Origin of the sequence: Leucobacter sp. UCMA 4100 (assembly GCF_027853335.1) — a bacterium.
Taxonomy (GTDB): domain Bacteria; phylum Actinomycetota; class Actinomycetes; order Actinomycetales; family Microbacteriaceae; genus Leucobacter_A.
On sequence record NZ_JAFEUS010000002.1, the window covers coordinates 2,546,531 to 2,570,049 of the forward strand.

A 23,519-nucleotide genomic window follows, 5' to 3' on the forward strand; every position below is an offset into this window, starting at 1 on the left:
ATGACCCAACGTGCCGACGGTCGCAGCCCCGACGAACTGCGCGAGATCACGATCGAGCGAGGCTGGAGCGCCCAGGCTGAGGGAAGCGCCCTTATCTCGTTCGGTAACACGAAGGTGCTGTGCACCGCATCGTTTACGAACGGTGTGCCGCGCTGGTTGAAGGGTAAGGGCACCGGCTGGGTCACCGCCGAGTACTCGATGCTGCCTCGCTCGACGAACGAGCGCATGGATCGCGAGTCGGTTCGCGGCAAGATTGGTGGCCGCACGCACGAGATCTCGCGCCTTATCGGCCGCTCGCTTCGTGCCATCATCGACACGAAGAAGCTGGGCGAGAACACCATCGTCATCGACTGTGACGTGCTGCAGGCCGACGGCGGAACCCGCACGGCAGCCATTACGGGTGCGTACGTTGCTCTCGTCGACGCGGTTGAGTGGGGCCGCAAGAATGGCTTCATCTCGCAAAAGGCCGAGGTGCTCACCGACAGCGTCGCGGCCGTCTCGGTCGGCATCATCGATGGAACCCCCATGCTCGATCTCCCTTACGTCGAAGACGTGCGCGCCGAGACCGACATGAACGTTGTCGTGACCGGCAGCGGTGACTTCGTCGAGGTGCAGGGAACCGCCGAGGGCGCACCCTTTAAGCGCGACGAGCTTGACGCGCTGCTCGATCTTGCCGTGGGCGGAGCAAAAACGCTCACAGGCGTGCAGGCCAAGACGCTCATGGAGAAGCTCTCGTGATGCGCGTCGTTCTCGCCTCGCACAACCGCAAGAAGCTTGAAGAGCTCCGTCGTATCATCGGCCCGAAGGTGCCCGCGATCGAACTCGTGGGCTACGACGGCCCCGAGCCGGTTGAAGACGGCACAAGCTTCGCCGAAAACGCCCTCATCAAGGCCCGAGCCGCAGCGGCTCACACTGGCCTTCCAGCGATCGCCGATGACTCTGGCATCGCCGTTGATATTCTCGGCGGATCGCCGGGCATCTTCTCGGCTCGCTGGGGAGGCCCGGCTCGCGACGATCTCGCGAACCTCGAGCTGCTCAAGTGGCAGCTGAGCGATGTCGCGCACCCGCACCGTGGTGGCGCATTTATGTGTGCTGCTGTGCTCGTCGCGCCGAACGGCGACGAGGTGACCCGCATGGGTGAGTGGCGAGGTACGATTCTTGAGCAGCCAAGGGGAGCGAACGGCTTCGGCTACGATCCGCTGTTTCAGCCCGATGGTTTCGAGCGTTCGGCGGCAGAACTCACGCCCGCCGAGAAAGATGCCGAGTCGCATCGCACGCGCGCCTTCACGGCGCTCGTTGCTGATCTCAACCGACTAGCTGAGTAGAGCGAGCAGCACCTCTGCGAGAATCGTGAGCGCCACGAGAATGAACACGGCGCCCGCGACGACGTCGAACCATGGAGCAACGCGGCCGAACCAGGCCCGAAAGGCTTGTGAAGACGATGCGAGGGCTACGGCGACAAACCAGACGACGCCGGTTGACACCATGACCGCGATGATGGTCGCACTCGTGACCCAATCGGTGTGGGCCGGAAGAAACTGGCTGAGCAGTGCGGTGAAGAAGATGAGCGCCTTCGGATTGGCAATGTTCGTCACAAAGCCGAGCAGAAATGGGCGGCTCGTCACGGTGACGTCGGGAGTTTCGCTGCGCTCACGCAACTGAGCGATGCCACCCCGAAGGCTCTTCACGCCGAGCCAGATGAGCACGCACGAGCCCGCGACCTGCAACGTCGGTAACAGCACGGGGAAGGTGCGAATGAGCGCACTCATACCGAGCACCGATGCCGTTGCCCACACGAGGTTGCCGGTCATGATGCCGAGCGCCGCGAGCACGGCGGGGTGACGGTCACGAATGCCGAGCTTGAGGAGCAGGAAGATATCGGGCCCGGGCATCGCAATAGCGGCGAGCCACGCGATGAGCAGCGCGCCCCAACTTGCGGCGGTCACGCGTCGAACCCGACGGCTCGACGAGACACTCGTGTTTCGTGACTTTCGTCAATGACGGTGGGGCTTGAGAAGGGTGGTTTGCAAGGCACCTCACTATCATTTCAGATTGCGTGAGCAGCCGGTTACCATCGCATGCATGAACCTGTATTTTCGTCTGCTGATGCTGTATTTAGGGCAGTGGCGTCGCTCGAAGCTTGGGGTGTGGAGCACGGGAACGAAGACGTTTCGTGTCATGCCCAACGACCTCGACCTCTTGGGCCACATGAATAACGGTCGCTACCTCACCCTCTGCGATCTGGGCCGCATGGACCTCATGATGCGTTCTGGGTACTGGAAACGGCTCACGGCAGCGGGCTGGTATCCGGTCGTCGCAGGCCAGATGGTGAGCTATCGTCGCTCGCTCAACCCCTTTCAAAAGTTTCAGCTCACCTCACGTATGCTCGGATTCGACGAGCATGGTGTGTACATCGAGCACACCTTCCGCACCCGAGAGCATGTGTGCGCCCAGGTGCATCTGCGTGCTCGTTTCCTCAAAAAGACCGGGGGAAAGGTGAGTGACGACGAACTGCGAGCATTCCTCGGGAGCGACCTTGCTGCCATGCCAGAGGTGCCTGAGTGGCTCTCGGAGTGGGCTGCGAGCACTCGTTCGTTACGCTAAGCGACGCTTCGGCGCGCCACGCGTGGTGCAACCTGCCTCATGCACGCTAGACTTATCTGGTTCGTGCAATGAAGCGAGCGAGCGCGAGTGGCGGAATTGGTAGACGCGCTGGATTTAGGTTCCAGTGTCTTTGACGTGGGGGTTCAAGTCCCCCCTCGCGTACCGTAAGAAAACGTAGGGGCGGAAGCATTCGAATGCTTCCGCCCCTACGTTTTTGATATCTGACTTCTTTGCCGGGCCTGAAGGTTTACGGTTGCCCCTCAAACGGGCAATCGTAGCCAGCTCACCTGTCTTGCTACGGCAGCAACGGCCCGATCGAGATCATGAGGCTGTAGGCCATGATGATGATGAGCGAGAAGCGGAACATGCGGCGGGCCCAAGCGTTATCATCTTTCGCTTTGAAGCCCTGCACGCCAATGACGAGCCACCAGATGCCGAGCACCCCCATGACCGCCGCATACACCCAGCCGGTGTACCCGAGCGGGGTGAGGGCGATTGATGATGCGACGTAAGCGACGGTGTAGATGAGAATCTGCACCTTTGCCGCTGGCACGCCATGGACGACCGTAATGACGGGCACACCGGCGCGGGCGTACTCGTCACGGCGGTACACCGCAATCGAGTAGAACTCAGGCATCTGCCAAAAGAAAATCGCGAGAAAGACGAGCACCGCGGCCGCGTCGATGCTGCCGGTGACAGCGACGTACCCGGCGAAGATCGGTGCCGCTCCCGAGATGCTGCCGACGAGAGTGCCGTGCACGCTCATGCGCTTCGAGAGCATCCCGTACAGCACAACGTAGGTGAAGAAACCGGCGAGTCCGGTGATCACCACGAGCCAGTTGGTCCAGGCGACGAGCATGGCGTTGCCAACAACGAAGAGCACGATTGAGAAGACCACAGCGTTGCGCACGCTGATGCTGCCCGAAACGGTTGCCCGCTTCTTGGTACGTTCCATGCGGTCATCGATGTCGCGGTCGAGTACGTTGTTCAGCACGCATGCAGCAGCGATGACGAGCGTCGTGCCGAAGATGGTCGCGAGAAAGAGGGGAGTATCAAATTCGCGGGCGACACCAGAGGCCAGCAAAAAGCCGGCAGCCGCGGTGAGTACGTTGCCATAGAGTACGCCAGGCTTCGTGAGCGAGTAGTACCTGGCAAATGTGGCTCTGAACGTGTCGCCGTCGGCCCGTGACGCGATTTTTGCGTCGGTGCCGCGACTGCGTTCAGAGAAGACCGCTGCGTCTGCGAGCTCCGAGAATTCGGGAGCCGCAACACTCTCTCTTGCAGCGGCTTCGCGATCGTTCTTGGCAGTTGTGGGAACGTTCGAAAGCGGTTGGTTATCTTCTGAGAACCCGCTAGCGGGCATGCGGATCTGACCTTTCTCAAGCCAGTGCGACCTGTGACTTGGGATGCCGCGGTTGGGTGCGGCGTGTTCGCATCGTCACGGTGCCGGGACCGTGACGCAAACTATACAAACGTATGCATTAAATATACCGCCCCAATATATGTACAAGCTTGCAGAGCCCCGAGTGGCGCTCGGGGCTGCCGCGCAGAGGCTCGCTTGTGAGCGGTGAACGGGATGAAAGATTTTTTATGATCCGCTGCGAAACGAGTGAAATCGGAGAAAGTGCTAGTCAGCTCACACTTTTGCGACAGGTGTCGTGTCGCCTGCGTGATCCGGCGACACCGTAATTATGCATCAGGGTGGGTTTCAAGTTGTGACGCGGGCTCAGCTCTTTCTATGCTGGGTACATGGCATCATTGAAAAAGATCACCGCGTTTACTACTCTTGCGCTCGTTGCGACCCTCGGCTTGACCGGTTGCGGCGATGACGCTAAGCCGGCTTCGGCACCGAAAGGCCAGGAGCAGGCAGAGAAAGCTTCGACGAGCGAGCTCACGGCCGATACTTTTGTGCAGCGCATCAATGATGCTCAGTACAAGGCTGGTTCAGCAAGCATGCTCATGGAAATGTCGCAGATGGGAATGGACATGGAGGCAACCGCCGATGTGGTCATTTCTGAAAAGCCTGAAGACGTTGCGATGAGCATGACCATGAGCATGCCTGGCACCGACAGTGAGATGAAAATGATCATGATCGGTACCGACGCGTACATGAACATGGGCGAGATGACCCAGAACAAGTTCGCCAAGCTCTCGCTCGATGAGCTTGATGGCGCTGGCATGGGCAATCTCGAATCGCAGAGCAACCCAGCAGCACAGTTTGAACTTTTCGAAAAAGCACTCACCGACTTCAAGGTTGGCGACACTGAAAAGATCGACGGCGTTGAGACCACGAAGTACACGCTCTCACTCGACACGAAGATCGTTGTTGAAGAGGGCGGGCAAGAGATGACCCCCGAGGTGAGCGAGCTCCTTGGCGATACCCTCACCTACGAGATGTACGTCGATAGCGATGACCTTCCAAAGCGCATCGTCATGCCAATGGGCGATGGCGAGACGGTTATTACCTTCTCTGACTGGGGCAAGGACATGAAGGTTGAAGCTCCTGCTGACGATGAGATCGTAGAGTTCTAAGACCAGTCTTTAACGCGATTGACGGCGTAGCCTCGTAGCGAAGCGCCGAAGCGCCGAAGCACGACAACGTCGGCCTTATCCTCACGGGTAAGGCCGACGTTGTGTTTGTGGCCACCGTTCCGGGGCGACCAAGTCAGTGCGATGTACTGGGAGGCCGCCACGCCGGTGCGCCCCGGCCGGGGCGAAATGCTGAAACGGTCGGGTCGCCTGACAGCCAGAAGCGCCATGAAAAGTCAGTACCCCCTGCATGACCCGCAACCCCCACTCGCGGGCCGCTCATGATTGATGCGGTGGGAGCGGGGGATGGGAACTCCAAATGGAATGGGGCGGCAAACAGATCGAGCCCGTCGTGCGTTTCGCGGGTGATGCCGAGAGCTGCAGCGAGGTTGCCGGGGCCCTTCGCGAGAGCGGCGTGCGCGATGGGGGTAGCCGTGCTGCGCGATCCGCGTTTTTCAAGGCGCCTGGTGATCGCGAGGTCGGCGCCATCGACGACCTCGGCTGAGCGCACGAGAACCCCAGAGGCGATGCCGCTTGGCGAACACACAAGGTTCAGTGCGTAGTGCATGCCGTAGTTCAGGTAGACGTATGCGTGTCCGGGATCACCGAACATTGACGCGTTGCGATCGGTCTTGCGATCTTTCGAATGCGAGCCAGCATCGTATGGCCCCGGCACGCCGACTCCGTGATAGGCCTCGACCTCGGTGATGCGCAGCGTGACCTGTCCGGCTGGTGAGTCGACCGTGAGCAGCGTACCGAGCACGCGTGGTGCCACCTCGAGCGCGTGAGCGAAGAAAAACGAGCGATCCATTGCACTCAAGTATGGCACCGAGGCTGTGAAGACGCGGGTTTTCAGTCTTGGGAATAAACCCTGCAGGGGCGGCGTTACACCATGCATACGCCAATTGGCGTGACACGCTTATCACGAAGGGAAACCCTTATGACCATTACCGCTGAACAGATTCCTGGCTACCAAGCTGGCACCTGGACCATTGACCCGGCCCACTCAGAGGTGACCTTTTCAGTGCGGCACATGGCGATCAGTAAGGTCAAGGGCCGTTTTGAGAACTTTGACGCCACGTTCGTCACCGCTCCGAACCCTCTCGACTCGACCGTGAAAGCGACCGTTGAGGTTGCCTCGGTGAACACGAAGCAGGCGCAGCGCGACGAACACCTTCGCACGAGCGACTTCTTCAAGGCTGACGAGTTTCCACAGCTCACCTTCGAGTCGACCGGTGCTCGCGAAGAGAACGGCGAACTGAAGGTTGACGGTAACCTCACGATGCGCGGCGTTACGAAGCCCGTCACCTTCGACTTCGAGTTCGGCGGCGTTGTCGTTGACGGCTACGGCCAGACGAAGGCGGGCTTTGAAGCGAAGACCGTGGTGAACCGCGAAGACTTCGGTGTGAACTGGAACTCGGCGCTGGACCAGGGCGGTTTCGTGCTCGCCAGCGACGTCACGATTGCACTCGACGTGCAGGCCACACTTCAGCAGTAACGGGTTTCATGAGCGGCAATGGCCGTGAGAACGGGCGGCGAGATTCTGTAGAGAGTCTCGCCGCTTCGTCGTTTCTGAGTGCCTGCTCGCGGTAGGATGGCCTGAACACCACAGTTATATCGAGGAGGCACTGGTGACACGCACCATCAAGCTTGCAGTTATTCCCGGCGACGGAATTGGGCCCGAGGTTGTACAGCAAGCGAATCGCGTGATCGATGCCGTCACTCGCGACAGCGACGTGGTGTTCGAGCGAACTGAGTTCCCGCTCGGTGCCGAGCGGTTTCTCGCGACCGGCGATACCCTGCCCGAAGATGAGCAGCGTGCCATCGCCGAGCACGACGCAATTCTCTTCGGAGCCGTCGGTGGAGTGCCCGGCGACGAGCGTTTGCGTGGGGCAAACATTGAGCGAGGCCTGCTCCTGAAGCTGCGCTTCGACTTCGACCACTACGCAAACGTGCGCCCCTGCACGCTCTTTCCCGGGGTCACCTCACCACTCGCGAACCCGGGCGACATCGACTTTGTTGTCGTGCGCGAGGGTACCGAGGGCCCGTACGTTGGCAATGGCGGATCGCTCCGCAGCGGCCCCCACGAGGTGGCGACCGAGGTCTCGGTGAACACCGCGTTCGGCGTCGAACGTGTGGTGCGGTACGCCTTTGAACTCGCGCAGTCGCGCCCCCGCAAGAAGCTCACCTGGGTGCATAAGACCAACGTGCTCGTGCACGCGGGCAAGATCTGGCAGCGCGCCGTCGAAGCCGTCGGCGCCGAGTATCCAGACGTGCAGGTTGATTACCTGCACGTTGATGCCGCAACAATCTTCTTCGTGCAAGACCCCGCACGGTTTGACGTCATCGTCACCGACAACCTCTTTGGTGACATCCTGACCGACATTGCTGGCGCCATTGGCGGCGGCATTGGCCTCGCGGCCTCGGGTAACGTGAACCCCGATAAAACCTTCCCGAGCATGTTTGAGCCGGTACACGGCTCAGCGCCCGACATTGCGGGTAAGGGTATTGCTGATCCGACCGCGGCGATTCTTTCGGCAGCGCTCATGCTCGATCACCTCGAACTGCCCACCGAGGCGGAGCGAGTGAGGCAGGCCGTTCGCGCCGATCTTGCGAGCCGAGACGACGCGTCACGATCAACCGACGAGATCGCCCAGGCAATTCTCGCTCACCTCTAATTTTTCTTCCGTTCTTTTTCATCATGAGAGAAGGCACACTGATGACGAACATCACTTTCACCACGACCGAGGCTGAGCGCCGCACTGACGCAGAGCGCGAGGCGGTTCTTCAGAACCCCGGGTTTGGCACGCACTTCACCGACCACATGGCATCGATTACCTGGAGCGCCGCCGAGGGCTGGCACGACGCAGAGATTCTGCCCTATGGCCCCATTCCGGTCGACCCTGCCTCGAGCGTGCTCCACTACGGCCAGGAGATCTTCGAGGGTCTCAAAGCATACCGTCACGAGGATGGCTCGATCGTCGTCTTCAGGCCCGAAGAGAACGGCCGTCGACTCAACGAGTCGGCTGTGCGTCTCGCGCTGCCAGAGCTGCCCGTTGAGCTCTTCGTCGAGGCCGTCAAGCAGCTCGTCACGATCGATGCCGACTGGGTGCCCCGAGGCGAAGACCAGAGCCTCTACATTCGTCCCTTCATGATCGCCGACGAGAGCTTCCTCGGGGTTCGTGCGGCCGAGCGCGCCAGGTTCATCGTCATCGCAAGCCCTGCCGGTGCCTACTTCACCGGGGGCATTAAGCCCGTGTCGATCTGGCTTTCGCAGGAGTTCTCGCGCGCGGGTCACGGCGGTACCGGTGCCGCAAAGTGTGGCGGCAACTACGCCGCTTCGCTCTTGCCACAGAACATCGCGGCCGAGAACGGCTGCCAGCAGGTACTCTTCACCGATTCGAACACGGTCGATACTATCGACGAACTCGGCGGCATGAACCTCTTCCTCGTGCGCTCAGACAAGACGCTGCTCACTCCGGCACTCAACGGCAATATTCTCGCGGGTATTACCCGCAAGAGCCTCATCGAGCTCGCCGAGGCGCGCGGGTACCGTGTCGAAGAGCGCGCGGTCACCGTGAGCGAGTGGCGCGAGGGCGTTGCCGACGGAACGATCACCGAGGCTTTTGCCTGTGGCACGGCAGCGGTCATCACGCCGATCGGCGAGTTGAAGTCGCCCGACTTCTCCATTTCGTTCGGCGACAAGGCTCCCGGCGAGCTCACGATGTCGCTTCGTGAAGAACTCACCGGCATCCAGACCGGCACCCGTGAAGACACGCGGGGCTGGCTCACCGAGATCGTTTCAAGCGAGCAGAGCGCGTAGGGGGTTCTCATGCGGGTAGCACGATTTCGCGCGGCAGATAACACGATTGCCTTCGGCGTTTTTGACGAGGCCGAGAATGGCGAGGGCGAGGAGCTTGTAGAGCTCGTCGCCGATCCGCTCGTTGCCGGTTACGAGACCACGGGTCGCCGTTTCTCGCTCGACGAGGTGACCCTTCTCGCGCCGGTGATTCCACGATCGAAGGTCGTGTGCATCGGTAAGAACTACCTCGATCACGTTGCCGAGATGCAAGAACGGGGCATGGGAGGCGAGGCTCCCAAAGAGCCGCTGCTCTTCCTGAAGCCCAACACAGCGGTCATCGGGCCAGACGATGCAATCGTGCGACCATCACTGTCGAACCAGGTGGAGTTTGAGGGTGAGCTCGCGATCGTCATCGGCGCCCTCGCTAAAGAGGTTCCCGAAGAACGCGCGCTTGAGGTTGTCTTTGGCTTCACCTGTGGCAACGACGTGACGGCTCGCGACCTGCAGTACGCCGACGGGCAGTGGGCGAGGGCCAAGGGCTTCGACACGTTCTGCCCGTTGGGGCCGGTCATCGAAACCGATCTTGACCTCAGTGATCTCGCGATCGAGACCCGCGTTAACGGCGAGGTCAAGCAGCGCTCGTCGACGGCTCACCTGATTCACTCGATCCCTAAGCTCGTGGCGCATGCCTCGCAGGCCTTCACGCTGCTTCCCGGCGACGTGATTCTCACGGGCACGCCTGAGGGCGTCGGGGCGCTTGAACCCGGCGACGTTGTTGAGGTCGAAGTTGAGGGCATCGGCGTTCTGCGTAACCCCGTTCGCTAGGGCTCGGCACGGCCCGGGGCGCGCCGAAGTGCCCTGGGCAACGCCTCAGGGCGACTGTGAGAGAATGGGACACTATGGATCCCACAAAACTCGCGCACACCGACGGCAACGGCTACCGGTCAACCAGGCCAAAACAGGTTCGCCCGAAGGCCGAGGGCTGGGTTCAGGCGACGAACCCAGACGGCCGCCCGACCCTGCAGTTTGCCTCGCCGCGCGTGAAACAGCCGCCGCAGCACCTGGCCGACATGACGCTCGAAGAGCGCGAGGCCGCTATCAAAGAGCTCGGGTTGCCCGGGTTTCGTGCGAAGCAGATCTCGAAGCACTACTTCGAGCACTACACCTCAGACACTGAGGCAATGACCGATCTGCCCAAGGATTCACGCGCGGCGATCACCGATCGTTTCTTCCCGCCGCTGCTCACCGAGGTAAAGCGGCTGCAAACCGACAACGGTGACACCATCAAGTTCCTGTGGCGACTCTTCGACGGTGCCCTCGTCGAGTCGGTACTTATGCGCTACCCGGGCCGCATCACGCTGTGCGTCTCAAGCCAGTGTGGCTGCGGTATGAACTGCCCCTTCTGTGCGACGGGGCAGGCGGGCCTCACCAGAAACATGTCGACCGCCGAGATTCTCGACCAGGTCGTGCAGGCAAACCGCATCATTCGTGCCGGCGAGCTTGGCGGCACGAGGCGCGGCTCGGTGCACTTCTCAGAAGAGCGCGTCAACAACATCGTGTTCATGGGCATGGGTGAGCCACTCGCGAACTACAAGCGCGTCATGAACGCCGTGCACCGCATGGCGGCCGAGGCTCCCGAGGGCCTCGGGATGAGCGCGCGCGGCATCACGGTCTCGACCGTCGGGCTCGCGCCGGCGATCCGCAAGCTTGCCGACGAGAACCTTCCCGTCACCTTTGCGCTGTCATTGCACGCGCCAGACGACGAACTGCGCGACGAACTCATCCCGGTGAACAGTCGCTGGAAAGTCGACGAGGTGCTCGACGCTGCAAAGCACTACTTTGACACGACCGGGCGACGCGTCTCGATCGAGTACGCCCTCATTAAAGACATGAACGATCACGCCTGGCGTGCTGATTTGCTCGCCGAGCGGCTCAACGCAAGGGGGAGGGGCTGGGTGCACGTGAACCCGATTCCGCTGAACCCGACCCCTGGGTCGATCTGGACCTCGAGCGATCCCGACGTCACCGACGAGTTCGTGCGCAGACTCAATGCCGCCGGCATTCCAACGACACTGCGTGATACGCGCGGTAAAGACATCGATGGTGCATGCGGGCAGCTCGTTGCAACCGAGGCCGATAAGCAGGAAGCACAGCGCATCGCGGCGAGCGATTCATAAGATCTTCAAAAGAGTTATGCGATAAAGCATGCAATCGCTTATACTGCGGGTATGACCACGCTGCGTAATGCCGAGTCGTATGACTCAATTGACTCAACCGAGATGCGCATTCTTCATGCGCTCTCGACCACCGGGTCGCTCACCCAGGTCGCTGCGACCCTGGGGCTGAGCCAACCCGCGATCAGCCAACGACTGAAGCGCCTCGAGCAGCGGCTCGCGGTGCCGCTCATCGAACGGCAGGGGAGGGGTGTTCGGCTCACCCCGGCAGGCCAGATTCTCGCCGATCACGGGCGTACCGTGGTCGCCGAGATCGACGCCGCTCTCGCAGCCATCGATGACCTTCGAGGCGACCGCGGGGGAGTGTTGCGCATGGCAGGATTCCCCTCGGCCTCGGCCACGGTGATTCCGCGGCTCATGCGCATGCTGCAGGAGCAGGCACCTCAGGTGACCTTTCAGTACCGCGAGCAGGAGCCGCCAGAGGCGATTCAGCTGCTGCGTGACGGTGAGGTTGACTGCGCGCTCGTCTTTCAGTACTCAGAGTCTGAACCCCTGCCGACGCTCTTCGAGTTCACGCCGCTCTGGCGCGAGGAGATGTGGCTCGTCGTTCCCGAAGAGCGCTCGCAGGGCATGGAACGTGCGGCGCTTTCCGCGTTTCGTGATGACCAGTGGATCGCGGGCTGCACCCGCTGCCGCGGCCACCTGACCCGCGCGACCAAGCGCCACGGCTTTGAACCCGAGATTGTGCAAGAAACCGACAATATGCCGGCCTCGATCGCGATGGTAGCCGCCGGTAACTCGGTCTCGATGGTGCCCGGCTTGGCGCTCGCTGCGCAGCCGACGCTGCCTGCGGGAGCTCGCGCGCTGCGACTCGAAGAGCCTGAGTATCGAACGATTGGTCTCATCAACGTTGACACCGCCAACGAGAGCCCCGCGGTGAAACTCGCGAAGCGGCTGCTCGGCAACATCGACGGCAGTACCTGGAACCTCCTCACCGAACGAGTCGCTCGGTGACCGCCGCGAGCCCCGTCGAGGCACGGCACAGTCGGTACCCGCTGGAGCGCGGCGGCGCACTGCAACGAAAAACGCTCTGGGTGCTCTCTGCGGGCACCATCCTCGGCGGTCTCGGCGTTGGCGCCTCGCTCTCGGTCGGGGCCCTGTTGCTTGCAGAGGTGAGCGGCTCGGCCGGCATCTCGGGGCTCGCCTCGGCGATGTTCAACATGGGAGCGGCGCTCGCGGGTATTCCGCTTGCAAAGCTCGCGGCCGCGAAGGGCCGCCGCCGCGCAATCGTCACCGGCAACAGCGTCGCGATGGTTGGTGCGGTCACCGCGGTCTACGGCACCTCGATCGGGGTGTGGCCGGTGCTCGCGCTGGGTATTCTCGTGCTCGGTGTTGCGAGCTCGGTTCAGCTGCTCGCGCGCTTCACCGCGACTGACCTCGCACTGCCGCAAAACCGCGCGCGCGATCTCTCGCTCGTGGTCTGGACCATCACGATCGGCGCTGTTGTCGGCCCGAACCTCATGGGGCCGGGGGCGTGGATCGGCGGAGTGCTCGGCATCAACCCGCTCGCGGGCGTGTTCGTCTTCACGATTGCCGCGCAGCTGCTCGCGGCCACCGTGAGCTGGTTTGGGCTGCGGCCCGATCCGCTACTCACCGCACGTGACCTCCCGGCAGAAGACGTCTCTGCCGCAGGTTCGAACGCTCCCGTCGCCGTGCCCATTAGTCGCGGCGGCCAGGCGCGGGTCATCGTGCTCATCGCCATGGCGCAGGCGGTCATGGTGGCGCTCATGGCGATGGCGCCACTCCACATCATGGACACGGGTGGCACCCACGAGCGCGTGGGCTTCACCCTGAGCCTGCACATCGCCGGCATGTACGTGCTTTCTCCGGTCTTCGGCATGCTCGCGATGAAGATCGGGCGCCCCGCGGTGGTGAGCATCGGCTGGGCCATTCTGCTCGTCTCGGTTGGGCTCGCCTTCGTAGCTCACACCTCGCCCATTGTGATGGAAGCGTCAATGATGCTGCTCGGCGTCGGCTGGGGAGCCGTTACGGTGGCAGGCGCGACGCTCATCACCGAGCTCACGCCGGTCGCTGACCGCACGAAACGCCAGGGCCAATCAGACGCGATTATGAGCGGATCGGGCGCGATCGCCGGCGTGCTCGCAGGCATCGCTTTTGCCGTGAGCGGGTACCAGCTCATTGCGCTCGTGTGCCTCGTGCTCATCGCGGTAGGCATCATCGCCACCGTGGCTGTTGCCCGCGAGTCGGCACGCGCACGAGCCGCGAGCGGGGCAGATTCTCAGAAGGCAGAGTAAAGTGGTAGTGATGTCTACAAGTGATTCTGCTCCGAAGTTTTCAACCGCTACCGGAAGCGACGTTCGCGTACGCTTTTGCCCCTCGCCGACCGGCACGCCGCACGTCGGCATGGTGCGCACAGCCCTCTTCAACTGGGCCTACGCACGCCACACCGGAGGCACGTTCGTCTTTCGTATCGAAGACACCGACGCCGCCCGTGATAGCGAAGAGAGCTACGGCCAAATTCTTGAATCGATGCGCTGGCTCGGTCTCGACTGGGACGAGGGCATCGATGTTGGCGGGCCGCACGGCCCGTACCGCCAGTCACAGCGTGGCGAAATTTACGCCGATGTCGCGAAGCGCCTGCTTGAAGCAGGGTACCTCTACGAGAGCTTCTCAACGGCAGAAGAGATCGATGCCCGCAACGAGGCCGCTGGTCGACCAAAGCAGCTCGGGTACGACAACTACGACCGCACGCTGACCGACGAGCAGAAGGCAGCGTTTCGTGCCGAGGGTCGCGAGCCCGCGTTGCGCTTCCGTATTCCTGACGACCTTGACCTCTCGTTCGACGACCTGGTGCGTGGCGAGATCTCGTTCCCTGCCGGTTCAACCATTGACTACGTGGTCGTGCGCCCGAACGGCGCTGCGCTTTACACGCTCACGAACCCCGTCGATGATGCACTCATGGGGGTGACGCACGTGCTGCGCGGCGAAGACCTCCTTTCGTCGACGCCGCGTCAGATCGCGATGCACAACGCGCTCGTTGAGATTGGTCTCGAGACCGCGATCCCACGTTTCGGCCACCTGCCATACGTCATGGGTGAGGGCAACAAGAAGCTCTCGAAGCGTGACCCAGAGTCGAACCTCTTGCATCACCGCGCGCGCGGTTTCATTCCCGAGGGGCTGATTAACTACCTCTCGTTGCTTGGCTGGTCAATTGCTGCCGACCGTGACATCTTCTCGGTTGACGAGCTTGTCGCGGCCTTTGACGTCGAAGACGTGAACCCGAACCCTGCCCGATTCGACCAGAAGAAGGCCGACTCGATTAACGGTGACCAGATTCGTCTGCTCGCAGAAGCCGACTTCACCGAGCGCATGGTGCCTTACCTCGTCGATGGCGGCCTCATCGGCGAGGAGCCCTCTGTCGAAGAGCTCGAGATTGTTCGCGCGGCAGCACCCCTCGTGCAGTCACGCGTCGCAGTCATGAGCGAGGTTGTCGGCCTTACGGAGTTCCTCTTTGCGAAGAGCGAAGACATCGTCTACGAAGATGATGCACTCAAGACACTCAAAGACGGCTCGCTCGAGGCGTTGAAAGCGGGGCGTGCCGCGCTCGAAGGAGTCGAGGCGTCGGCCTGGAACACTGAGTCGATTCAGGGAGCGCTGCAGGACGCGCTCATTGACGGTCTTGGCCTGAAGCCCCGAATTGCGTTTGGGTCGTTGCGAGTAGCCGCATCTGGCAAGCGTATCTCGCCGCCCCTGTTCGAATCGTTTGAGATTTTGGGTAAGCCCGAGACGATTGCACGTCTCGATCGCTTCGCCACCTTCCTTGAGCACCGGGAGTAATCGTTGCAGCACGCTGAGATCGTCATCATCGGCGGCGGCCCCGCGGGGCTTGCCGCCGGCCTGAGCCTCGTTCGTAACCTTCGCAGGGTCACGATTCTCGACTCGAATCGGCCGAGACACTCAGCAACACTCACGGCTCACGGCTTTCTCACGAGAGACGGTATCGCGCCCAGCGAGCTTCGCCGCATCGGGCGCGAAGAATTTGAGGCGTACGAACACGCCAACTTTCACCAGGCGAAGGCGACGAGTGTTCGTCCGCTTTCGGCTGAGGAAGCGCGTGATCAAGGCTTCAGCGATGGGATCGGCTTCGAGATCACAGCTTCGGGTGTGAGGGGCAACCCTGACGTGCACCTCTTCACCCAGCGTGTACTCGTGACTGCGGGTCTCGTCGAAGAACTACCAGCCTTTGCTTCGATCCGCGTCTTCTATGGCACGGCATTGCACAGTTGTGTCGAGTGCGACGGCTTTGAAAAGAGCGACGCGCCGCTCGCGCTCATCGGTGAAACCACCGATCTCTTTCAGCGTGCGCTGCTCGTGGGGCGCTTCAGCAGCGACCTTGTCGTCTTCACGAACGGTGCCGACACCATCAGCGAAGCTGAAGAAGCTTACTTGCGCTCCATCGACATACCCGTCGATCGACGTGAAATCGATGATCTCGTCGGGGTACAATCGGAGATGACCGGTGTGCGGCTCAAGGATTCAACTGTGATTCCGAGGGTCGGTGGGTTCGTAAGGCCCAGGTGGCACGCGCCGGTTGAATTCTTGTCAGAACGCGAGATTGAGCGCAATGACTGGGGTCTTCTTCTCGTCGATGCACGCGGTGAAACCTCGGTTCAAGGCCTCTATGCTGCGGGAGACATCGTGCCGCCAGGCCCGAGGTCTCTCATGATTGCAGCGGGGGCCGGCGCTCAGACCGCCCTTCGTATGAATATGGATCTGATTCGTGCCACACACCACCTCGGCCCAGTACCGAACCCCAGAAATTCACGGTAGCTACGCCGTCATTGTTGCGCTGTTCACGGGCTTGCTCGTGATCTCAAACGTCGTAGCGGTCAAGCTCATTTCGTTTGGCCCGCTCACGGTCGATGGGGGAGTGTTCCTATTTCCGCTCGTGTATATCGTGGGTGATGTGCTCGCCGAGGTCTACGGCTTTAAAGGCACTCGGCGAGCTATTTTCACGGGCTTTGCGCTCTCAATTCTCGCGACAGCAACGATTCTGCTCGTGCAAGTTTCACCAGCCGCGGCCGAGTGGGGCGGTCAGGCTGCCTACGAAGAGATTCTCGGGTTCGTTCCCCGCATTGTTGCCGCGAGCATGGCCGGCTACCTCGCCGGTCAACTCGTTAACGCATGGGTACTCGTGAAACTGCGAGACCGGGCACGGCAGGCGAAAGGGCCAGCAGCATCACTCTGGTTCAGGCTTATTGGCTCAACCGCGGTTGGCCAGCTTGTTGACACGACGGTGTTTTGTATAATCGCGTTTTACGGCGTGATCGTCGGCTGGCAGTTTCTCGGGTACACCGTGCTCGGCTACGTCATCAAGGTCGGGGCAGAGGTGGTTCTCTTGCCGGTTACGACCCGCGTGATTACGTGGGTGCGCAGGCGCGAGGGCGTGACCCCCGAGCTCTAAGCCACGCGCGTTGCGAGAAACTCCCTGAGGAAGTCGGGCCCGTAAAACTTGCCGATGACTTCTTCGCGGAGCTCGACGAAGGTGTCGTCTTCGATGCTCTGCCTGATGCGGTCGACGAGTCGCACGTGAAAGCGCTCGTTGTGAATGGTCGAGAGGGTCGACGCGAGCATCTCTTTTGACTTGAAGAGGTGGTGCACGTAGGCCGCGGTGTAGTTTTCGCAGGTGTAGCAGTCGCACTCAGCGTCGAGAGGTTCGAAGCGGCGACGCTGTGCGGCAGCTTTCGCGTTCAAGCGCCCATTCCAGGTGTAGAGCGTGCCACCCCTCGCGCCACGCGATGGCGCAACGCAGTCGAACGTATCGGCGCCCGCGGCAACCGCGACGAAGAAGTCATCTGGCTCTGAGATGCCGAGTAGGTGGCGGGGCTTATGTTCTGGGAGTTCGTCGGTGACCCACGAAACGATACGGCCGAGGTCGGCTTTCTCGAGGGCGCCACCAATACCGAAGCCATCAAACATTTGCTCGGGGTGTTCGCTGCCCGTCATCTCGGCGAGCCCTCGTGCAGCATCGCGGCGAAGGTCTTCGTACTGCGCACCTTGGACCACGCCAAAGAGTGCTTGATAGGGGCGGTGCGTGCGCTCGGCGGTGAGCTTTGCGTGTTCATCGAGGCACCGCACTGCCCAGCGAGCGGTTCGTGCAACCGAGTCTTCCTGGTAGGGGCGCGTGTTGAGCAGGGTCGTGCACTCGTCGAAAGCGAACATGATGTCGGCGCCGAGCTGATGTTGAATCTGCATCGAAACCTCGGGCGTGAAACGGTGGGTGTCACCGTTGATGAACGACTTGAACGTCACGCCGTCTTCGTCGACGCGTGCGAGTCGATCTTTTGTTTTCGCGATGACCTCAAGGTCGGTGTGCTCGGCTTCGGTCATTGAGATGACCTTCTTGAAGCCGACACCGAGTGACATGACCTGGAACCCACCTGAATCAGTGAACGTGGGGCCGGGCCAGTTCATGAAGCGCCCGAGACCGCCAGCCTCATCAACGAGGTCGCTGCCCGGCTGCAAGAAGAGGTGATAGGCGTTCGCAAGAAGCGCCTGGCTGCCGAGGTCATCCATCGTCTCGGGAAGAACCGCTTTGACGGTTGCTTTGGTTCCCACCGGAATGAACGCGGGGGTACTGATCTCGCCGTGAGGGGTGCGGATCGTGCCCGTTCGCCCGAGAGGTCGATCGTCGGTACCTCGAAAGCTCCCTTCGTTTTGACGGGTACCGAGGGCAAAGGAGAAGGGGGCTTCGGTGGGCTCTGACTGGTTCGTGTTCACTCGACTATTCAACCATTAGCGGGTGACAAAGATGAGAAACCGCGTGAATAGGCGAAGACACGCCCGGGGTTTGCTGCCATTTGCAGGCATGGGCAGATCGGCGTAAAGTTTTCATCTGTTGGCCCGCACGGCGGAAAGCCGGAAGGGCCAGAACAACTAGCAAAGCAGCTTGCAGAATCTAAAGCCTCGTGCTAGATTATGTATCTGCTGCTCTTCTTACTGAAGTTGATAACACTTCAGTGATTATAAGAGCGTGCTACAACTCAAGCGCCCCATGAGTGTTCGGTGAAACGAATAAGCGTGGAGGGCCTGGTCCTTGAGAACTCAATAGTGTGCACTAAATTGTCAAATGCCAATTTTTTGTAATCCTCCGTTTTTGGAGAGATTCCTTTTTTGGATTAACATAATTTCGGCCAGTTTGAGCCAGTTTTTCTGGTTCTACGGTTTGTTTTTATTTAGTCAGATCAAACTCGCTGCATGTGCCCTTATTCCGGGTGTGTGTATGCATTCAGTTTTTACGGAGAGTTTGATCCTGGCTCAGGACGAACGCTGGCGGCGTGCTTAACACATGCAAGTCGAACGATGAAGCCCAGCTTGCTGGGTGGAAGAGTGGCGAACGGGTGAGTAACACGTGAGTAACCTGCCCTTAACTTCGGGATAAGCGCTAGAAATGGCGTCTAATACCGGATATGAGCAATGATCGCATGGTCGTTGTTGGAAAGATTTATCGGTTTTGGATGGACTCGCGGCCTATCAGCTTGTTGGTGAGGTAATGGCTCACCAAGGCGACGACGGGTAGCCGGCCTGAGAGGGTGACCGGCCACACTGGGACTGAGACACGGCCCAGACTCCTACGGGAGGCAGCAGTGGGGAATATTGCACAATGGGCGAAAGCCTGATGCAGCAACGCCGCGTGAGGGATGACGGCCTTCGGGTTGTAAACCTCTTTTAGTAGGGAAGAAGCGAAAGTGACGGTACCTACAGAAAAAGCACCGGCTAACTACGTGCCAGCAGCCGCGGTAATACGTAGGGTGCAAGCGTTGTCCGGAATTATTGGGCGTAAAGAGCTCGTAGGCGGCTTGTCGCGTCTGCTGTGAAAACCCGAGGCTCAACCTCGGGCCTGCAGTGGGTACGGGCAGGCTAGAGTGCGGTAGGGGAGATTGGAATTCCTGGTGTAGCGGTGGAATGCGCAGATATCAGGAGGAACACCGATGGCGAAGGCAGATCTCTGGGCCGCTACTGACGCTGAGGAGCGAAAGCATGGGGAGCGAACAGGATTAGATACCCTGGTAGTCCATGCCGTAAACGTTGGGAACTAGATGTAGGGACCATTCCACGGTTTCTGTGTCGTAGCTAACGCATTAAGTTCCCCGCCTGGGGAGTACGGCCGCAAGGCTAAAACTCAAAGGAATTGACGGGGGCCCGCACAAGCGGCGGAGCATGCGGATTAATTCGATGCAACGCGAAGAACCTTACCAAGGCTTGACATAACCGAGAACACTGTAGAGATACAGGACTCTTTGGACACTCGGTTACAGGTGGTGCATGGTTGTCGTCAGCTCGTGTCGTGAGATGTTCGGTTAAGTCCGGCAACGAGCGCAACCCTCGTCCTATGTTGCCAGCGGGTTATGCCGGGGACTCATGGGATACTGCCGTGGTCAACACGGAGGAAGGTGGGGATGACGTCAAATCATCATGCCCCTTATGTCTTGGGCTTCACGCATGCTACAATGGCCGGTACAATGGGCAGCGATACCGCGAGGTGGAGCGAATCCCAAAAAGCCGGTCTCAGTTCGGATTGGGGTCTGCAACTCGACCCCATGAAGTCGGAGTCGCTAGTAATCGCAGATCAGCAACGCTGCGGTGAATACGTTCCCGGGCCTTGTACACACCGCCCGTCAAGTCATGAAAGTCGGTAACACCCGAAGCCGATGGCCTAACCTTTTGGAGGGAGTCGTCGAAGGTGGGACTGGTGATTAGGACTAAGTCGTAACAAGGTAGCCGTACCGGAAGGTGCGGCTGGATCACCTCCTTTCTAAGGAGCACTCATCACGTTTGTGATGTAGAGAAGCCTGGTTCAAGAACGAATGTTTCTTGCTGGGTGCTCATGGGTGGAACATTTGATGATGATGTGTGGATGCGTTTCATGCTGCGAGTACATTGGGATTTAGTTCCTGGTAGGAAAGGGTGTGGGGTGTTGAAGCAGGTCGTGGTGCATACTATTGGGTCCTGAAGGCCTAGGCGGCACTCTTTGTGGGTGTTGGTTTGGTCTTTCGGGCATGCTTTCATGAACGTGTTGTCATGGGGGTGTGTATCGACCGTATGTTGAGAACTACACAGTGGACGCGAGCATCGACAACAGATGATCTGAACTTTTGTTTGGGTTGTGTGTTGTTTATGTATCATTGGACTCTGCTCACACGTTTGTGTGGGTGGTTTCAAATGATTCTTTTGGATAATTTTTAATTAATAATTTACTTATGTGATTTCAAGTTGCTAAGAGCGAACGGTGGATGCCTAGGCATCTGGAGCCGAAGAAGGACGTAGTAATCTGCGATAAGCCTCGGGGAGCCGATAAACGGGCTGTGATCCGAGGATTTCCGAATGGGGAAACCCCGCCAGGGCGCGTGCGTACCTGGTGACCCGCACCTGAATATATAGGGTGTGTGGGGGGAACGTGGGGAAGTGAAACATCTCAGTACCCACAGGAAGAGAAAACAACATGTGATTCCGGTAGTAGTGGCGAGCGAACCCGGATGAGGCTAAACCTTTGGTGTGTGATAGCTGGTAGGCGTTGCATCAGAGGGGTTGTGGGACGCATGGGAAGGCGCTACTGAGCCTTCAGCGTGAGTGTTCAAGTGATAGAGGAACAGGTTGGAACGCCTGATCGGAGAGGGTGAGAGTCCCGTACTCGAAATTGCTTGACCGCGTCGTGTGTATCCCAAGTAGCACGGGGCCCGAGAAATCCCGTGTGAATCTGTCAGGACCACCTGATAAGCCTAAATACTCCCAGATGACCGATAGCGGACTAGTACCGTGAGGGAAAGGTGAAAAGTACCCCGGGAGGGGAGTGAAATAGAACCTGAAACCGTTTGCTTACAATCCGTAGGAGCCTCCTTGTGGGGTGACTGCGTGCCTTTTGAAGAATGAGCCTGCGAGTTAGCGGCATGTGGCGAGGTTAACCCGTGTGGGGTAGCCGTAGCGAAAGCGAGTCTGAATAGGGCGATTCAGTCGCATGTCCTAGACCCGAAGCGAAGTGATCTATCCATGGCCAGGTTGAAGCGTGTGTAAGAACACGTGGAGGACCGAACCCACTTAGGTTGAAAACTGAGGGGATGAGCTGTGGTTAGGGGTGAAAGGCCAATCAAACTTCGTGATAGCTGGTTCTCTCCGAAATGCATTTAGGTGCAGCGTTGCGTGTTTCTTACTGGAGGTAGAGCTACTGGATGGCCGATGGGCCCTACAAGGTTACTGACGTCAGCTAAACTCCGAATGCCGGTAAGTGAGAGCGCAGCAGTGAGACTGTGGGGGATAAGCTTCATAGTCGAGAGGGAAACAACCCAGAACACCAATTAAGGTCCCAAAGCGTGTGCTAAGTGGAAAAGGATGTGGAGTTGCTGAGACAACCAGGAGGTTGGCTTAGAAGCAGCCACCCTTGAAAGAGTGCGTAATAGCTCACTGGTCAAGTGATTCCGCGCCGACAATGTAACGGGGCTCAAGCACACCACCGAAATTGTGTCATTCATATAACAGGTAGGCCTTCGTGGTCCAGCCGTATGGATGGGTAGGAGAGCGTCGTGTGGCGAGTGAAGCGGCGGAGTGATCCAGCCGTGGATGCTACACGAGTGAGAATGCAGGCATGAGTAGCGAAAGACGGGTGAGAAACCCGTCCTCCGGAAGACCAAGGGTTCCAGGGTCAAGCTAATCTTCCCTGGGTAAGTCGGGACCTAAGGCGAGGCCGACAGGCGTAGTCGATGGACAACGGGTTGATATTCCCGTACCGGCGAAGAACCGACAAGAACCTAACGAGTAGTGCTAAGAAAACTGAAGCTTTGCTTTCACCTTCGGGTGTTTGCTTTGTGGATGCTTCGAACCCGAACTCGGGTGGTTAACGTATTAACAGGTGTGACGCAGGAAGGTAGGTGATCCCAGGCGATGGTTGTCCTGGGCTAAGCATGTAGGCCGAGTGGTAGGTAAATCCGCCATTCGTTAAGGCTGAGATGCGATGGGGAGCTCCTTTTTGGAGCGAGTCACTGATCCTATGCTGCCGAGAAAAGCATCGACGTGAGGTTCTAGCTGCCCGTACCCCAAACCGACACAGGTGGTCAGGTAGAGAATACTAAGGAGATCGAGAGAATCGTGGTTAAGGAACTCGGCAAAATGCCCCCGTAACTTCGGGAGAAGGGGGGCCATCCACTTATACGGATTTACTCCGGAAAGGGTGTGGTGGCCGCAGAGACCAGTGGGAAGCGACTGTTTACTAAAAACACAGGTCCGTGCTAACAAGCAATTGGATGTATACGGACTGACGCCTGCCCGGTGCTGGAAGGTTAAGAGGAGAGGTTAGCAACTTCGGTTGCGAAGCTTTGAATTTAAGCCCCAGTAAACGGCGGTGGTAACTATAACCATCCTAAGGTAGCGAAATTCCTTGTCGGGTAAGTTCCGACCTGCACGAATGGCGTAACGACTTCCCAGCTGTCTCAACCATGAACTCGGCGAAATTGCATTACGAGTAAAGATGCTCGTTACGCGCAGCAGGACGGAAAGACCCCGTGACCTTTACTATAGCTTGGTATTGGTGTTCGGTGTGGCTTGTGTAGGATAGGTGGGAGACTGTGAAGCGGATACGCTAGTATTCGTGGAGTCATTGTTGAAATACCACTCTGGTCATATTGAACATCTAACGACGAACCCTGATCGGGTTTTCGGACAGTGCCTGGTGGGTAGTTTAACTGGGGCGGTTGCCTCCTAAAAAGTAACGGAGGCGCCCAAAGGTTCCCTCAACCTGGTTGGCAATCAGGTGGCGAGTGTAAGTGCACAAGGGAGCTTGACTGTGAGACTGACAGGTCGAGCAGGGACGAAAGTCGGGACTAGTGATCCGGCAGTGGCTTGTGGAAGCGCTGTCGCTCAACGGATAAAAGGTACCTCGGGGATAACAGGCTGATCTTGCCCAAGAGTCCATATCGACGGCATGGTTTGGCACCTCGATGTCGGCTCGTCGCATCCTGGGGCTGGAGTAGGTCCCAAGGGTTGGGCTGTTCGCCCATTAAAGCGGTACGCGAGCTGGGTTTAGAACGTCGTGAGACAGTTCGGTCCCTATCCGCTGCGTGCGTTGGAAATTTGAGAGGATCTGACCCTAGTACGAGAGGACCGGGTTGGACGAACCTCTGGTGTGTCAGTTGTTCTGCCAAGGGCATCGCTGATTAGCTACGTTCGGGATGGATAACCGCTGAAAGCATCTAAGCGGGAAGCCGGCCTCAAGATGAGATTTCCGTGCCCTTTAGGGTGTGAGGTTCCCAGTAGACGACTGGGTTGATAGGCCAGATGTGGAAGCATAGTAATGTGTGGAGCTGACTGGTACTAATAAACCGAAGACTTGATTTCTTCTC

At 59.4% G+C, this 23,519-nt stretch carries 18 protein-coding genes, 1 tRNA gene and 2 rRNA genes; 17 read left to right on the forward strand and 4 right to left on the reverse strand.

Annotated features, from left to right (window positions below):
- Window positions 1-738: a ribonuclease PH gene (gene rph / locus JSO19_RS11795; protein ID WP_270911865.1), complete on the forward strand. Its 738-nt coding sequence runs from the start codon at window positions 1-3 to the stop codon at window positions 736-738.
- Window positions 738-1,325 carry a non-canonical purine NTP pyrophosphatase gene (locus JSO19_RS11800; protein ID WP_442915716.1) on the forward strand — a complete coding sequence of 196 codons (588 nt, stop codon included), beginning with the start codon at window positions 738-740 and terminating at the stop codon, window positions 1,323-1,325. The genes rph and JSO19_RS11800 overlap by 1 nt, the downstream gene beginning before the upstream one ends.
- On the opposite strand, the gene JSO19_RS11805 is transcribed toward JSO19_RS11800, so the two are convergent.
- Window positions 1,314-1,946 carry a LysE family translocator gene (locus JSO19_RS11805; RefSeq protein ID WP_270911867.1) on the reverse strand — a complete coding sequence of 211 codons (633 nt, stop codon included), beginning with the start codon at window positions 1,944-1,946 and terminating at the stop codon, window positions 1,314-1,316. The genes JSO19_RS11800 and JSO19_RS11805 overlap by 12 nt on opposite strands.
- A 136-nt stretch (window positions 1,947-2,082) precedes the next feature.
- On the opposite strand from JSO19_RS11805, the gene JSO19_RS11810 reads away from it, so the two are divergent.
- Window positions 2,083-2,604, forward strand: a complete 522-nt coding sequence (locus tag JSO19_RS11810; RefSeq protein ID WP_270911868.1) for a thioesterase family protein — start codon at window positions 2,083-2,085, stop codon at window positions 2,602-2,604.
- Between the two features lie 81 nt (window positions 2,605-2,685).
- A tRNA-Leu gene (locus JSO19_RS11815) sits at window positions 2,686-2,766 on the forward strand.
- Between the two features lie 133 nt (window positions 2,767-2,899).
- Here JSO19_RS11815 and cyoE read toward each other — a convergent pair.
- Window positions 2,900-3,967, reverse strand: coding sequence for a heme o synthase (cyoE, locus tag JSO19_RS11820; RefSeq protein ID WP_270911869.1), 1,068 nt, complete (start codon window positions 3,965-3,967; stop codon window positions 2,900-2,902).
- 386 nt (window positions 3,968-4,353) lie between these two features.
- Between cyoE and JSO19_RS11825 the strand changes: the two genes are divergently transcribed.
- On the forward strand, window positions 4,354-5,136 hold the full coding sequence (locus tag JSO19_RS11825) for an LppX_LprAFG lipoprotein (RefSeq protein ID WP_270911870.1): 783 nt from the start codon (window positions 4,354-4,356) through the stop codon (window positions 5,134-5,136).
- A gap of 133 nt (window positions 5,137-5,269) precedes the next feature.
- On the opposite strand, the gene JSO19_RS11830 is transcribed toward JSO19_RS11825, so the two are convergent.
- Entirely contained in the window at window positions 5,270-5,944 is a 675-nt protein-coding gene (locus JSO19_RS11830) for a DNA-3-methyladenine glycosylase (RefSeq protein ID WP_270911871.1), read from the reverse strand.
- Window positions 5,945-6,073: 129 nt separating this feature from the next.
- On the opposite strand from JSO19_RS11830, the gene JSO19_RS11835 reads away from it, so the two are divergent.
- The 10 genes from JSO19_RS11835 to JSO19_RS11880 all read left to right on the forward strand — a co-directional run bounded on the left by JSO19_RS11835 (window position 6,074) and on the right by JSO19_RS11880 (window position 16,594).
- Window positions 6,074-6,631 (forward strand): YceI family protein, encoded by a 558-nt coding sequence (locus JSO19_RS11835; RefSeq protein ID WP_270911872.1) that lies wholly within the window; start codon window positions 6,074-6,076, stop codon window positions 6,629-6,631.
- Window positions 6,632-6,764: 133 nt separating this feature from the next.
- Entirely contained in the window at window positions 6,765-7,811 is a 1,047-nt protein-coding gene (locus JSO19_RS11840; RefSeq protein ID WP_270911873.1) for a 3-isopropylmalate dehydrogenase, read from the forward strand.
- 41 nt (window positions 7,812-7,852) lie between these two features.
- On the forward strand, window positions 7,853-8,956 hold the full coding sequence (locus JSO19_RS11845; RefSeq protein WP_270911874.1) for a branched-chain amino acid aminotransferase: 1,104 nt from the start codon (window positions 7,853-7,855) through the stop codon (window positions 8,954-8,956).
- Between the two features lie 9 nt (window positions 8,957-8,965).
- Window positions 8,966-9,760: a fumarylacetoacetate hydrolase family protein gene (locus JSO19_RS11850; RefSeq protein ID WP_217134799.1), complete on the forward strand. Its 795-nt coding sequence runs from the start codon at window positions 8,966-8,968 to the stop codon at window positions 9,758-9,760.
- Between the two features lie 74 nt (window positions 9,761-9,834).
- On the forward strand, window positions 9,835-11,112 hold the full coding sequence (gene rlmN / locus JSO19_RS11855; protein WP_270911875.1) for a 23S rRNA (adenine(2503)-C(2))-methyltransferase RlmN: 1,278 nt from the start codon (window positions 9,835-9,837) through the stop codon (window positions 11,110-11,112).
- A 51-nt stretch (window positions 11,113-11,163) separates the two neighbouring features.
- Complete coding sequence (locus tag JSO19_RS11860; RefSeq protein ID WP_270911876.1) at window positions 11,164-12,123, forward strand: LysR family transcriptional regulator; 960 nt, start codon at window positions 11,164-11,166, stop codon at window positions 12,121-12,123.
- Window positions 12,120-13,424, forward strand: a complete 1,305-nt coding sequence (locus JSO19_RS11865; protein ID WP_270911877.1) for an MFS transporter — start codon at window positions 12,120-12,122, stop codon at window positions 13,422-13,424. Before JSO19_RS11860 ends, JSO19_RS11865 begins: the two co-directional genes overlap by 4 nt.
- 10 nt (window positions 13,425-13,434) lie before the next feature.
- Window positions 13,435-14,967 (forward strand): glutamate--tRNA ligase, encoded by a 1,533-nt coding sequence (gene gltX / locus JSO19_RS11870; RefSeq protein ID WP_270911878.1) that lies wholly within the window; start codon window positions 13,435-13,437, stop codon window positions 14,965-14,967.
- 3 nt (window positions 14,968-14,970) lie between these two features.
- Entirely contained in the window at window positions 14,971-15,960 is a 990-nt protein-coding gene (locus tag JSO19_RS11875; protein ID WP_270911879.1) for an NAD(P)/FAD-dependent oxidoreductase, read from the forward strand.
- Window positions 15,911-16,594, forward strand: coding sequence for a queuosine precursor transporter (locus JSO19_RS11880; protein ID WP_270911880.1), 684 nt, complete (start codon window positions 15,911-15,913; stop codon window positions 16,592-16,594). Before JSO19_RS11875 ends, JSO19_RS11880 begins: the two co-directional genes overlap by 50 nt.
- Here the strand turns inward: JSO19_RS11880 and tgt are convergent.
- The gene (tgt, locus tag JSO19_RS11885) at window positions 16,591-17,910 is read right to left on the reverse strand and encodes a tRNA guanosine(34) transglycosylase Tgt (protein ID WP_270911881.1); all 1,320 of its coding nucleotides are present in this window, start codon (window positions 17,908-17,910) and stop codon (window positions 16,591-16,593) included. The two genes, JSO19_RS11880 and tgt, sit on opposite strands and share 4 nt — an antisense overlap.
- A 514-nt stretch (window positions 17,911-18,424) precedes the next feature.
- Here tgt and JSO19_RS11890 point away from each other — a divergent pair.
- Both JSO19_RS11890 and JSO19_RS11895 read left to right on the forward strand, forming a co-directional pair.
- Window positions 18,425-19,945 (forward strand): 16S ribosomal RNA (locus JSO19_RS11890).
- Between the two features lie 451 nt (window positions 19,946-20,396).
- Window positions 20,397-23,514, forward strand: a 23S ribosomal RNA gene (locus JSO19_RS11895).
- The 16S and 23S rRNA genes sit together here, the layout of an rRNA operon.
- Window positions 23,515-23,519: the final 5 nt, after the last annotated feature.

Excerpts from the sequence above, each read along its gene's own strand:
- gltX (WP_270911878.1), top strand. The coding sequence starts at position 13,435 with ATGTCTACAAGTGATTCTGCTCCGAAGTTTTCAACCGCTACCGGAAGC.
- JSO19_RS11830 (WP_270911871.1), bottom strand. The coding sequence starts at position 5,944 with ATGGATCGCTCGTTTTTCTTCGCTCACGCGCTCGAGGTGGCACCACGC.
- JSO19_RS11825 (WP_270911870.1), top strand. The coding sequence starts at position 4,354 with ATGGCATCATTGAAAAAGATCACCGCGTTTACTACTCTTGCGCTCGTT.
- JSO19_RS11835 (WP_270911872.1), top strand. The coding sequence starts at position 6,074 with ATGACCATTACCGCTGAACAGATTCCTGGCTACCAAGCTGGCACCTGG.
- rlmN (WP_270911875.1), top strand. The coding sequence starts at position 9,835 with ATGGATCCCACAAAACTCGCGCACACCGACGGCAACGGCTACCGGTCA.
- JSO19_RS11810 (WP_270911868.1), top strand. The coding sequence starts at position 2,083 with ATGAACCTGTATTTTCGTCTGCTGATGCTGTATTTAGGGCAGTGGCGT.
- JSO19_RS11850 (WP_217134799.1), top strand. The coding sequence starts at position 8,966 with ATGCGGGTAGCACGATTTCGCGCGGCAGATAACACGATTGCCTTCGGC.
- JSO19_RS11845 (WP_270911874.1), top strand. The coding sequence starts at position 7,853 with ATGACGAACATCACTTTCACCACGACCGAGGCTGAGCGCCGCACTGAC.
- JSO19_RS11860 (WP_270911876.1), top strand. The coding sequence starts at position 11,164 with ATGACCACGCTGCGTAATGCCGAGTCGTATGACTCAATTGACTCAACC.
- rph (WP_270911865.1), top strand. The coding sequence starts at position 1 with ATGACCCAACGTGCCGACGGTCGCAGCCCCGACGAACTGCGCGAGATC.
- JSO19_RS11800 (WP_442915716.1), top strand. The coding sequence starts at position 738 with ATGCGCGTCGTTCTCGCCTCGCACAACCGCAAGAAGCTTGAAGAGCTC.
- cyoE (WP_270911869.1), bottom strand. The coding sequence starts at position 3,967 with ATGCCCGCTAGCGGGTTCTCAGAAGATAACCAACCGCTTTCGAACGTT.